Here is a 12,552-nt window from a genome sequence, read left to right as displayed (position 1 = left end):
TTATGTTCTATGACTCCCTGCCGTTTCGCGCTGTGGCCGCCGACGTGCTGCTCTCCGTCGAGAACGGACAGTCGCTGTCACAATGCCTGCCCTATGCTCTGAGCCAGCTGCCACCAGAGCAACGGCCCCAGTTACAGGCCATTTGCTACGGCACCTGCCGCTGGTTTCACCGGCTCGACGGTGAGCTCAACCAACGACTGAAAAAACCGATTCGCAAACCCGATCGGGTGATTCACCATTTAATGCTGGTTGCCCTGTTCCAGCTTCGCTTTAGTGAGCAGGCCACCTATGCCGTACTCAACGAAACCGTAGAAGCGTGCCGTGCACTCGATAGGCCACACCTGACTGGGCTGGTCAACGGCGTATTAAGAGCGGCCGAGCGGGAAGGTGCCCCAGAGCTGGGCGACGACAGCAGCCGCTACAGCCACCCGGTCTGGATGGTGGAAAAACTGCGTCATAACTGGCCCGACCACTGGCAAACCATCCTCGATGCCAACAACACCCAAGCACCGATGACCTTGCGCGTTAACGCCCTGCGTTTTAGCCGCGACGAATACCTGAAGTTACTGAGCGATGCGGGCATTGGCGCCAAAGCTACACGCTTCGCCCCGCTTGGCATTCAATTGGACCGCCCGGTTCCAGTAGACAATCTGCCTTGGTTTGAAGACGGCGCGGTCAGTGTTCAGGATGAAGCCGCTCAGCTAAGCACCACTTTGATGGATTTGCAGCCGGGCCAACGGGTGTTGGATGCTTGCGCAGCCCCAGGCGGTAAAACCTGCGCCATTCTGGAAAACTGTGCCGAGCTTTCCGAAGTAGTCGCCATTGACGAATCGGCCGATCGTTTGCCCCGGGTGCAAGAAAATCTGGACCGGCTCGACCTGTCCGCCAGCCTGTTAGAGGCCGATGCAGCGGACATCGAACAATGGTGGGACGGCCAAGCCTTCGACCGCATCTTGCTCGATGTGCCGTGCAGCGCCACGGGTGTTATCCGTCGACACCCGGACATCAAACTGTTGCGCCGGGAATCCGACATCGTGCCACTGGCTGGTATTCAACTTGGCCTGCTGAACGCTATGTGGTCTATTCTGAAACCCGGGGGCCGTTTGGTATACGCCACCTGCTCGGTGTTTCCGCAAGAGAACCACCGCATCATTCAACGCTTCCTGAAGCAGCAAGAGCAAGCTCAGCTGATTCCCATCGAAGCGAGCTGGGGCTTGGATATGGAAGCCGGCCGTAATTTGTTGCCGGATCCGGACAGCCATGACGGCTTTTTCTACGCCGTGCTGGAGAAACCTGACGCATGAACATCCTGATTCTCGGTGCTGGTCAGGTCGGCGGTACGCTGGCCGAACACCTCGCCAACGAAGCCAACGACATTACCGTCATCGACAGCGACAGCGTTCGCCTTAGAGAATTGCAAGATCGCCTCGACATTCGCACGGTGCATGGCAAGGCGTCTTATCCGGCGGTTCTGAACGAGGCCAATGCCGAAGACGCCGACATGGTGATCGCTGTCACCAACAGCGATGAAACCAACATGGTGGCGTGCCAGGTTGCCAAGCTGCTGCACAAAACCCCGACCACCATCTGTCGGGTGCGCGCGGGCTCCTATTTGGCCAATCCTGCGCTGTTTTACAACAAAGATAGCGAGAAAGATCTGGATAAACTCCGGGGCTTTCCCATTGATGTCATCATCAGCCCAGAGCAGCTGGTCACCAAACACATCACCCGGCTGATCGAATACCCCGGCACGCTTCAGGTGCTGGAGTTCTCCAAAGGCCTGACCCGACTGGTAGCGATCAGAGCCATCGAAGGCGGCCCTCTGGTTGGCCGAGAGCTTTCCTATCTGCGCACCCATATGCCTAAAATTGACACCCGGGTTGCTGCAATTTTTCGAAAAGATCGCGCCATCATCCCAAAAGGGGATACGGTGATCGAAGACGGCGACGAAGTGTTCTTCATCGCAGCCACCGACCACATCCGCTCGGTGATGAGCGAGTTGCAACCTCTGTCAAAGCCCTATAAACGCATTTTCATTTGCGGCGGCGGCAACATTGGTTACCGGCTGGCACGGGCGCTTGATAGCCGATACCAGGTAAAAATTCTCGAGCGGGATCATGACCGCTGCATCATGTTGTCAGAAAAATTGCGCAGAACTGTCGTGCTCGAAGGCAGCGCCGCTAACAAAGACATTTTGGTGGAAGAAAACATCGAGAATACCGATGTTTTTTGTGCGGTCACCAACGACGACGAAACCAATATCATTGCGTCGCTGCTCGCCAAACGTCTGGGTGCCCGCAAAGTGCTCACATTGATCAACAACCCCGATTACGTCGATTTGATTCAGGGCGGTGTCATAGACGTTGCCATCTCGCCACAACAAACCACCATCGGCAGCTTGCTGACCCACGTGCGCCGGGGCGACGTGGTGAACGTACACGCCCTGCGCCGCGGGGCTGCCGAGGCCATCGAGGCCATTGCCCACGGTGACCATCGATCCTCGAAAGTAGTGGGCAGACGGCTGGATGAGATCCACCTGCCGCCGGGCACCACCATCGGTGCGATCGTTCGCCATGGCGAGGTTCTAATCGCACACGATCATTTACGCGTGCAACCGAACGACCACGTTATTTTGTTCTTGGTTGATAAATCCCGGATCCGGGATGTGGAGAAGCTATTCCACGTGGGGCTCACATTCTTCTGATTGATCGCAAACAAATCAATACGCAGATTGGCACTTAGAAAAGCAGCGCCAGCCAGCGTATAATGCGCGTTTTAAATTTTCGGAGTGCTCCGTTCAAACGGAGCGCCACACACAGACTGACCAGCAGGCAATCGTCGTGACAGACAAGGCAACCAATAACTCCGCGCCAGACATCAAGACCTTTCAAGGTCTGATCCTGGCATTGCAGAATTTCTGGGCGCAGCATGGCTGCGTGGTACTCCAGCCTCTCGATATGGAAGTCGGCGCCGGTACATTCCACCCGGCTACGTTCCTGCGCTCCATCGGGCCCGAGACCTGGAACGCCGCCTACGTGCAGCCCAGCCGCCGACCGACCGACGGCCGCTACGGTGAAAACCCGAACCGCCTGCAGCACTACTACCAGTTCCAAGTTGTCCTCAAGCCGTCTCCGGACAACATTCAGGAACTTTACCTGGACTCGTTGCGCGCGTTGGGGCTAGACCCTCTGGTACACGACATCCGCTTTGTGGAAGACAACTGGGAATCCCCGACTCTGGGTGCCTGGGGTCTGGGCTGGGAAATCTGGCTGAACGGTATGGAAGTCACCCAGTTCACCTACTTCCAGCAAGTTGGCGGCCTTGAATGCTACCCGGTCACTGGCGAGCTGACCTACGGTCTTGAGCGCATCGCCATGTACCTGCAGGGCGTGGACAGCGTCTACGATCTGGTCTGGACTAACGGCCCGGATGGCGTAGTAACTTACGGCGACGTGTTCCACCAGAACGAAGTGGAACAGTCCACCTACAACTTCGAGCACGCCGACACCGAGTTCCTGTTCCACAGCTTCGACGTTTACGAGCGGGAAAGTGCCCGCCTGATCGAAGCCGGCCTGCCGCTGCCTGCCTACGAGCAGGTACTCAAGGCCTCCCACACCTTCAACTTGTTGGATGCTCGACACGCCATCTCAGTAACCGAGCGCCAGCGTTTCATCCTGCGTGTACGTACCCTGGCTCGCTCCGTGGCTCAGGCTTATTTTGAAAGCCGTCGCAAGCAAGGTTTCCCGTTGGCCCCGGAAGCCCTTCGCAAAGAGGTATTGGCAGCAGCCGATGCGGCTGACGCCAAAGCCAAAAGCAAGAAGTCCGGAAAAGCGAAAAAGGCACAGCAGGAACAGGGGAAAGCATAATGGCTACACAGGATTTTCTAGTCGAACTAGGCACCGAGGAATTGCCTCCGAAAGCCCTCAAAGGCCTGTCTGACGCCTTCACCCAAGGCATCACCAAAGGCTTGGAAGACGCTGGCGTTGACTTCGGCAAAGTAGAAGCGTTCGCAGCTCCACGCCGTTTGGCCGTGCGTATTCGGGATCTCGCTGATGCCCAACCCGACAAGTCTGTGGAAAAGCGCGGCCCCGCGGTTAAAGCCGCCTTTGATGATGCCGGCAACCCGACCCGCGCACTGACCGGGTTCGCCACCTCATTGGGCGTTACCCCCGATCAACTGGACACGCTGGAAACCGACAAAGGTGCCTGGCTGGTGTTCCGTACCGTTGAAAAGGGCAAGCCCACCGTTGAGCTTCTGCCCGAACTGGTCAATCAGTCTCTGTCGGCCTTGCCCATTCCCAAACGCATGCGCTGGGGGGCCCACCGCACGGAATTCGTGCGCCCGGTCCATTGGCTGATCATGCTGTACGGCAACAACGTGATCGAAACCCCGATCATGAACCTGAAGCCAGGCAACAAAACCCGTGGCCATCGCTTCCACTGCCCGAAAGAACTGATCATTCCAACCCCGGCTGACTACGAAACCGTCCTCAAGCAAGAAGGTTACGTACTGGCGGATTTCGCCGAGCGTCGTGAGCAGATCCGTGCCGGTGTGAACGCACTGGCCAAGAACGAAGCCGGTGGTGTTGCCGTTATCGATGAAGACCTTCTCGACGAAGTAACGGCTCTGAATGAATGGCCGGTGCCGCTGATGGGCCGCTTCGACGAGCGCTTCCTGAAAGTGCCTGCCGAAGCCCTGATCTCCTCCATGAAGGAGCACCAGAAATACTTCCACGTGGTGGACAGCAACGACCAGATGCTGCCGCTGTTTATTACCGTCGCCAACCTGGAGAGCAAAGATCCGGCTCAGGTGGTTGCCGGTAATGAGAAGGTGATCCGCCCACGCTTGTCGGACGCCGCCTTTTTCTTCGAGACCGACCGAAAAACCAAGCTCGAAGATCGCATCGATGCGCTCAAACCTATTGTCTTCCAGGAAAAGCTGGGCAGCATTTACGACAAGTCTGTGCGCGTCGCTGCACTGGCCAAGAAAATCGCCGACGCGATCGACAGTGATCCCGCGCTGGCCGAGCGTGCCGCCATGCTCGCCAAGACCGATTTGGTTACCGAAATGGTGCTGGAGTTCACTGATCTGCAAGGCATCATGGGCAGCTACTACGCCACCGACGACAGTGAGCACGCGGACGTTGCCAAGGCCCTGAACGAGCAGTACATGCCGCGTTTTGCCGGTGACGACCTGCCCACGACCCTGACCGGTTGCGCCGTCGCCATCGCGGACCGTATCGACTCATTGGTAGGGCTGTTTGGCATCAACCAGCCGCCTTCCGGTACTCGTGACCCGTTCGCCCTGCGCCGTGCGTCCCTCGGTGTGCTGCGCATCATCATTGAGCGCGAATTGCCTCTGGATTTGCAGACCCTGTGTGAATGGGCAGAAGAGAACTTCACGGTACTGACTGAAGAGAACACTGCCAGCACCGTGGTCAACTACATGCTCGAACGCTTCCGTGCTTTCTACGACGAGCAGGGCATCAGTGCCGAAGTCTATCTGGCCGTGCACGCACGTCGCCCGACCTGCCCACTGGATTTCAATCGCCGCGTGAAAGCCGTTGAAGCCTTCCGCCAGCTTTCAGAAGCCCTGGCTTTGGCCGGTGCCAACAAGCGGGTATCGAACATCCTGACCAAGCAAGGCGGTGACAGCATCGGCGAAACCGTTGACAACGCATTGCTACAGGATGAGCCCGAGAAAGTTCTGGCACAGAAGGTTGAAGAACAGGCCGCGAAAGTATTGCCGTTGTTCGAGCAAGGCGACTACGCCACCGCTCTGACTTCCTTGGCAAGCCTACGCGAGCCTGTGGATAACTTCTTCGACGAAGTGATGGTGATGGCGGATGATGAAGCCGTTAAAAACAACCGTTTGGCGTTGCTCAACCGTCTTCGCAATCTGTTCCTCCGCGTTGCGGATATTTCCCTGTTACCCACTGCCGGGTAAACAGGCTAACGCGCAGTTTTAAGTAGGTATTTCCCCAGGGAAGGGGCTAGCAAAACGGCCGGTAATCCGTATAATACCGGCCGTTGATCGGCGTGTGGCGCAGCTTGGTAGCGCACTTCGTTCGGGACGAAGGGGTCGCAGGTTCGAATCCTGCCACGCCGACCATTTTCCCGCTTTTCTTTTTTTACTGCTCCACCACAATCAATTCCCCCAATTCAAAACCTTCCGCCACCGCTCTGGCTTTAAACGCTTCCAATTCGTCCTCGCTCACCTCCGGCGTTCGGGACAGAAACCACAGGAAATCCCGGTTGTAGCTGGTTAGGTAAGCGCGCGAGTAGTTTTCTTTTTCGAGTTCAAACACCACGTACGAGCCATAGAAAGGCCCGAAGAAAGACACCTTCAAGTGGCCCACATGGCTGTCACCCACAAACACGGCTCGGCCCTCGGCTTCTGTCCATTCATCTTTGGCCTCGTTGTAGCCACGGTTCAGAACGTGAATGCTGCCGTCCTGGTTGGCGGTGTACTCTGCAGTGACTTGGCTCAGGCCCGATTCGAAAGAATGGTCGAGGCGGGCGATTTCGTACCAGGTGCCGAGAAAACGCTCCTTCTCGAAACCGGTGACCGGGACGATGTCTTTAGGTAGACCGGTGCAACCCTGCAATAACAGTAGTATGGTGCTTAACAGAGCATAGCGCTTCATGGGGTATCCTTAGTCTTAAAATGCTTCCGAGACGATAGCATTACAAAGCGAAGAACTCCGCTATCATTGTGAACTGCTCTGACTTCCGATTTTTTGCGTATACCCAAACCTCAACGACTAACGGAGAATCTTTATGATCGGATATGTAACCCTCGGCGTCAGCGATATGGACAAAGCCAAGCAGTTCTACAGCGACTTGCTGGGCGACATGGGTGCAAAAGTGCTGCTGGATATGGGCCGCATAGCGTTTATTGGTAAAGACATGAGCTCGCCAATGCTGGCCGTGTGCACACCGTTCAACGGTGAGCCGAACCAACCGGGCAATGGCAACATGCTGGCGATTCAGCCAGGCTCAAAAGAAGTCGTCGACAGCCTCCACAAGAAAGCCCTTGAATTGGGCGCCACCTGCGATGGCGAGCCGGGACAGCGTATCCCGAACCAGTTCTACGGTGCCTACGTCCGTGACCCAGACGGCAACAAACTGGCCTTCTTCCAGTTCGGTTGATCAAAAAAAGCCCCGCAGCTAACCACTGCAGGGCCTTTTAAACATTCAGAACACACACCGAGAGCCTTAGTAAGCTCCACGAATCAGATCAATCCCCGGCTTCAACACCTCTTTCCAAGCTATGCGCAAAGCGGGCGTATATTCCGGATCGTGCATGCGCACGGTTTTCAGTAGGGCTTCTTCCCACAAGCCATACCATTCCGGCTGGATGTCATAATTGTTGCGGTTGTGGCTCTCTCCCAAATCCCGGAGTTTACGGTCGGGCATGCCTCGGGCCACAAGAATAATTTGCATCACGCCGTGACGGAGCAAATGTCGCTGGGCGGACATATCGGTGTCCGCAAAGCGCTTACGAATAGCGTCTGAACTCGCCATGAAGAAATCGTAAAAATCGACAAAGAACTCTTCTTTTCGGCAACAGCGGCCATAGCTCTGGAAAACAAGATCGGTGTTATTCATCTGCTGTGTCTGCCTTGGGGATAAGTGAAGTAAACGGGAGTAACTGGCGGTTAATCACACCGACAAATGCCGCCGGAATAAAACCAGTGCTGCAGTAAAAAACACCCCACCAATAGCCACCAGTGCCAACATCTGTGGCCAAACTACGTCAAACCCTGCACCGCGATAAAGAATCGCCTGTGCCATGGTCACAAAGTGGGTCGTGGGGGCTGCCAACATAACATTCTGAACCAGCTCCGGCATGCTCTCCCGTGGCGTAATGCCTCCCGACAACAGCTGCAACGGCAGTATGGTGAGAATCAACAGCAGGCCAAATTGCGGCATGGTACGAGCCACCGTACCAATCAGAATACCAATGGCAGTGGTGGAGAATAGGTGGATCAAGGCTCCGAACAAAAACAGCCAAATGGAGCCAGCGATGGGTACATTCAGCCACCCCTGAATAACCAGTGTGATCGACATAGATGCGACCAGCAACACCACAACGCCGTTGGCCCAGACTTTGGAGGCCATGATCTCGAAGGGCCGCAACGGCATCACCATTAGATGCTCTACAGTGCCGTGTTCACGTTCCCGTATCAGCGCAGCACCGGTCAGGATAATGCTGATCAGAGTGATCTGTGTGATCAACTCCATGACGCCACCAAACCAGGTACCATCCAGATTCGGGTTGAAACTGGCGCGAGTCACCAGGGTAACGGGCAAATCCTTGGTGGAGCTCCCGGGCTGCAGAAACTCCGCCACTTCCGTCATGACGAAACGCTCAATGTAGGAGGTGCCAATAAAGGCCTGGCTCATCCGGGTAGCGTCAATATTCAGTTGCAAATCCACTTGCTGGCCTTGCCGGATCTTGCGCTCAAACCCTTCCGGGATCACCAGAGCGAAGGTATGACTGCCCTTATCCAGCAAGTGATCAATCTGATCATAACGTACGATTTCCGGTGGTTGGAACCAAGGCTCCTGCAAGGAGCTGATGACTCTACCGGAAAGCACGGTCTGGTCTTCATCCACCACGGCAATCGGGGCGTTGTGTAGCTCCATGGAGCCAGCAGAACCCGCGGTATAAATCATCAGAGTGAACGCCAGCAGAACAAAGATCATCAGCACTTTGTCCTGCCATAGGCTACGCAATTCTTTGATACCCAAGTTCCAGATATTGCCTAAAGATTCCATTTTCAGCGTCCCTGTTTTCTGAGCAGTACCACAGCCAATCCGGTCAGCACGGGAATAAAGACTGTCAACGCCAAAAATGCGCCCTGCAGATCCATCAGGGTAAGGCCCTTGGTAAATACACCTCGGCTGATCTGCAGGAACCAGGTGGCAGGCCATATCGGCCCAATCAAGGCACCGGCACCGCTAAGGGATGATACCGGTTCGGTCAGACCAGAGAACTGCACGGTAGGCAGAATGGTAATAATGGCCGTGGCGGCCAGCGCAGCAATCTGGGTGGAGGCAAAGGTGGAAATCACTTGGCCCAGAGCCGTTGTTGTTGTTACAAACAACAGTGCCCCCAACGTGAGTGTCAGGACTCCCCCCTTGAGCTCCACATCAAACAGGTACAACGCCAGCAAAACCAGACTTACGTAGCTGATCATGCTGAAAACAATGTAAGGCAATTGCTTGCCCAACAAAAACTCCAGGCGGGTAACCGGTGTTACGTACAGGTTGGTGATAGAGCCCAGCTCTTTCTCCCGCACAATCCCCAGCGCCATCAGTATCGACGGAATAAAGATCAGCAGAATCGGAATGACCGCTGGCACCATAGCGTCCAGACTGCGGAAGTCCTGGTTATAACGGTACCGGGCTTCTAGGTTAATCAGGCTTATTGCAGGCACCTGGCCCCATGTCTGCCGGGCAAGCTCACTCAGGTAACTGACGTGCACTCCCTGCACATAACCAAGGATAGTTTCACCCCGGAAGGGCATAGCACCGTCCAGCCACAATGCTAACTCGGTGGTCCGTCCCCGTTTCAGATCTTTTCCGAAGCCGGAGGGGATTTCGATAGCCAAACTCAGTTCACCGGAACGCATTCGCTGATCCAGTTCCTCTGCCGAAGTAATAACCGCGTGCTCCCGAAAGTAGCGGGAACCCGATATGGCCCTCACATAATCCCGGCTTTGGGGTGTCTGGTCACGGTCAAGCACGGCGAACGACAAATCTTCTACGTCCAAGGTGATGCCGTAACCGAGTATTAACATAAGTAGCGCAGAGCCCACAAAAGCGAACGCCATGCGGATAGGGTCCCTCAACAATTCCCGGGCTTCTCGCCGACCATAAGCCAACAAGCGCCGAGAACTGAAGACTTTGTGGCGGAAGCCGTGCCCGTTATCCTCACCCAGCAGAGCGCCATGGGCTTGCGGTTCGGGCTCTTTATCCACCGCTTCCAACGTCGTCATGAACGCTTCTTCCAAGCTGTCACCGCCCGTTTGTTCAATCAACGCCTCGGGCGTGTCACAGGCCAACACCTCTCCGGCGTGCATCAACGAAATACGATCGCAGCGCTCACCCTCGTTCATGAAGTGAGTGGAAATGAAAATGGTCACACCATCTTCCCGGGACAAGCGCATCAGCAACTGCCAGAACCGGTTACGGGCACCGGGGTCAACGCCAGAGGTAGGTTCGTCCAAGATCAGTAATTCCGGCTCGTGGACAACGGCTACCGCTAAAGACAAACGCTGGCGCACACCCAGAGGCAAGCTACCAGAACGCTGGTCGAGCACTCCATCCAGCCCGAACTGCCGGGTCAGGGTGTTAATGCGATCAATGATTTTGGCCGCAGGCAGATGGAACAACCGGGCGTGCAACTCTAGGTTCTGGCGCACGGTCAGCTCTCCGTACAAGGAGAAAGATTGGGACATGTAGCCCACTTTTCGACGCGTGGCCAGGTCTTTGGCATCCAATGGCTCACCAAACAGCTCGACTTTACCCTCGGTGGGAGTGAGCAGGCCGGTGAGCATTTTCATGGTGGTGGTTTTGCCACAGCCGTTAGAACCTAGAAAGCCAAAAATTTCGCCTTTCGGGATGGCAAAGCTGACGTCTTTAACCGCAGTAAAACTGCCAAATTTCAACGTCAGATCGCTGGCGACAATGGCGGGTGTGGCTCTGCCGTTTGCCGCAGGCTCCAGCGCGCCGGCGGCTACGGGTTCGCCCCGCTCACCCTCCTGACGAGTTTCCGGCAGCAGGGCAATAAAGGCATCGTCCAGATTGGCCGTCTGTGTCTGCTTGCGCAGTGCTTCGGGGGAACCGGTTGCCAACACCCTGCCAGCATCCATGGCGACCAGCCAATCGTAGCGTTCCGCCTCTTCCATATAGGCCGTAGCCACCAGCACGCTCATGCCGGTGCTTTGCTGGCGGATGGTATCAATCAAATCCCAGAAGCGCTTGCGGGACAGAGGGTCTACCCCCGTGGTGGGCTCATCCAAAATCAGCAAATCCGGGTTGTGGATAAGTGCACAACACAGACCCAGCTTCTGCTTCATACCCCCAGACAATTTACCGGCCGGGCGATCCCGGAAAGCTAAAAGGCCGGTGGCATCCAACAATCGACCGATTTGCTGCTTTCGGGCGGGGCCTGTCAAGCCGAACAGGTCAGCGAAGAACGCAATGTTCTCGTCAACAGTCAAAGTGTGATAGAGGTTGCCGCCCAGACCCTGAGGCATATAGGCAATGCGCGGAGCGGCCTGATTCCTGAATCGGGAACTGCCCATATCGCCGCCGAATACCTCCAGACGGCCTTGTTGCAATTGGCGGGCGCCGGCAATCAGTCCCAGCAAGGTGGATTTACCTACCCCGTCAGGGCCAATCAGGCCCACCATGCAGCCAGAGGGGAAATCCAGTGTGATGTCGGACAGTGCCATGGTTTCCCCGTAGGTGTGGCTGATTCCTTCCAGCCGAGCCACGGAATTAATCATTGGGCAATCTCACGTCCAAACGTTCAGACCACGGCTGGCTTTCATCCAGACGGACAAAGGCTTCGCCGGGTACGCCGGTTTTCACGCGATCCCGATAAGCGTTCAGTAGGTCCGGATTAATGCGAATGCGCACCCGGAACATCAACTTCTCCCGCTCACTGCGAGTTTCCACGGATTTGGGTGTAAACTGAGCTTCTGCGGCCACAAAACTGACTTCTGCGGGCACCACGTAATCCGGTAGGGCGTCCAGAATAATCCGGGCTTCAGAACCCACTCGAACCCGACCCGCCTGAGAAGTCGGCAGGAAAATAGTCATATACACATCGCTGACATCCAACACGGTCGCAACCTTGCCGCCGGCCGCTAGTACCTCGCCGGGCTCTGCCAAGCGATATAACACTCGCCCGCCCACCGGAGTGGTGAGTTCGCTGTCATCGATATTGGTCTGAATTTGCCGGATGGCGGCATGGGCTGATTCTATACCGGCTTCTGCAGAGGCCACTTGCACCCGAGCCGCTTGCAGGGCTGCGCCCGCAGTCTCTGCTGCCGTGCGGGTGCGATCCAGTTGTTCTCGGGAGACATGGCCACGGTCAACCAGGGTCTCAATCCGTGCCAATTCAGCTTCGGCATAGCGACGCTCGCTTTCCCGCTGCACTACCACTGCATCTGCCAGTAAGCGAGCCTGTTCCGCCTGTCGTAAATTGGCTTCCGCAGCCGACAAACGAGCCTTGATTTCGTCAGTGTCCATAACCGCCAGCTGCTGGCCGGCTTCTACCATCTCGCCTTCACGCACGGCAAAGGATTCCAGTCGCCCGGGAATGCGGGTCGCAATATCCACTTCTGTGGCTTCGATGCGGCCATTGCCAGAAGCAATGTGCTCGGGCAATTCATCGCCATTCGGCATTAAGACGTAAACCGCAATGGCAATAGTAGCTAAAACAACCAGCGTAATAATGAGCTTAGAAGAAGTGTGAATACCTTTACTGGCCATAGCCCTTCCTTGATAAAAAAGAAATTCGGTCTTGGCCAT

Annotated in this window: 10 protein-coding genes and 1 tRNA gene; 6 read left to right on the top strand and 5 right to left on the bottom strand. The window is 56.0% G+C overall.

Translation table 11 applies throughout. The features are described 5' to 3' along the window. Window positions 1-2 precede the first annotated feature (2 nt). The 5 genes from rsmB (at window position 3) to K5L82_RS14460 (ending at window position 6,112) form a co-directional block, all read left to right on the top strand. Window positions 3-1,304 (top strand): 16S rRNA (cytosine(967)-C(5))-methyltransferase RsmB, encoded by a 1,302-nt coding sequence (gene rsmB / locus K5L82_RS14480; RefSeq protein WP_223134626.1) that lies wholly within the window; start codon window positions 3-5, stop codon window positions 1,302-1,304. Then, complete coding sequence (trkA, locus tag K5L82_RS14475; protein ID WP_133006935.1) at window positions 1,301-2,704, top strand: Trk system potassium transporter TrkA; 1,404 nt, start codon at window positions 1,301-1,303, stop codon at window positions 2,702-2,704. Before rsmB ends, trkA begins: the two co-directional genes overlap by 4 nt. 136 nt (window positions 2,705-2,840) lie before the next feature. After that, the gene (glyQ, locus tag K5L82_RS14470) at window positions 2,841-3,866 is read left to right on the top strand and encodes a glycine--tRNA ligase subunit alpha (protein ID WP_133006936.1); all 1,026 of its coding nucleotides are present in this window, start codon (window positions 2,841-2,843) and stop codon (window positions 3,864-3,866) included. Next, window positions 3,866-5,947, top strand: coding sequence for a glycine--tRNA ligase subunit beta (gene glyS, locus K5L82_RS14465; protein WP_223134625.1), 2,082 nt, complete (start codon window positions 3,866-3,868; stop codon window positions 5,945-5,947). Before glyQ ends, glyS begins: the two co-directional genes overlap by 1 nt. Before the next feature lie 88 nt (window positions 5,948-6,035). Then, window positions 6,036-6,112, top strand: a tRNA-Pro gene (locus tag K5L82_RS14460). 19 nt (window positions 6,113-6,131) lie between these two features. Here the strand turns inward: K5L82_RS14460 and K5L82_RS14455 are convergent. Beyond that, the gene (locus K5L82_RS14455) at window positions 6,132-6,647 is read right to left on the bottom strand and encodes a lipocalin family protein (RefSeq protein ID WP_223134624.1); all 516 of its coding nucleotides are present in this window, start codon (window positions 6,645-6,647) and stop codon (window positions 6,132-6,134) included. 133 nt (window positions 6,648-6,780) lie between these two features. Here K5L82_RS14455 and K5L82_RS14450 point away from each other — a divergent pair, with 133 nt between their 5' ends. After that, on the top strand, window positions 6,781-7,152 hold the full coding sequence (locus K5L82_RS14450; RefSeq protein WP_223134623.1) for a VOC family protein: 372 nt from the start codon (window positions 6,781-6,783) through the stop codon (window positions 7,150-7,152). Between the two features lie 66 nt (window positions 7,153-7,218). Here K5L82_RS14450 and K5L82_RS14445 read toward each other — a convergent pair whose 3' ends face one another. From K5L82_RS14445 to K5L82_RS14430, 4 genes are read right to left on the bottom strand one after another with little or no spacing between them, the layout of a single operon-like run. After that, window positions 7,219-7,611, bottom strand: coding sequence for a globin (locus K5L82_RS14445; protein WP_133006940.1), 393 nt, complete (start codon window positions 7,609-7,611; stop codon window positions 7,219-7,221). A gap of 54 nt (window positions 7,612-7,665) precedes the next feature. After that, window positions 7,666-8,784 (bottom strand): ABC transporter permease, encoded by a 1,119-nt coding sequence (locus K5L82_RS14440; protein ID WP_223134622.1) that lies wholly within the window; start codon window positions 8,782-8,784, stop codon window positions 7,666-7,668. Between the two features lie 2 nt (window positions 8,785-8,786). After that, the gene (gene rbbA, locus K5L82_RS14435; protein WP_223134621.1) at window positions 8,787-11,522 is read right to left on the bottom strand and encodes a ribosome-associated ATPase/putative transporter RbbA; all 2,736 of its coding nucleotides are present in this window, start codon (window positions 11,520-11,522) and stop codon (window positions 8,787-8,789) included. Continuing rightward, complete coding sequence (locus K5L82_RS14430) at window positions 11,515-12,513, bottom strand: HlyD family secretion protein (protein WP_133006943.1); 999 nt, start codon at window positions 12,511-12,513, stop codon at window positions 11,515-11,517. The genes rbbA and K5L82_RS14430 overlap by 8 nt, the downstream gene beginning before the upstream one ends. Between the last annotated feature and the right edge of the window lie 39 nt (window positions 12,514-12,552).

Origin of the sequence: Marinobacter sp. AL4B, from assembly GCF_019916045.1 — a bacterium.
Classification (GTDB): Bacteria; Pseudomonadota; Gammaproteobacteria; order Pseudomonadales; family Oleiphilaceae; genus Marinobacter.
The sequence above is the reverse complement of the archived record's forward strand: the minus strand, read 5'-3'. Positions and strand labels throughout refer to the sequence as shown.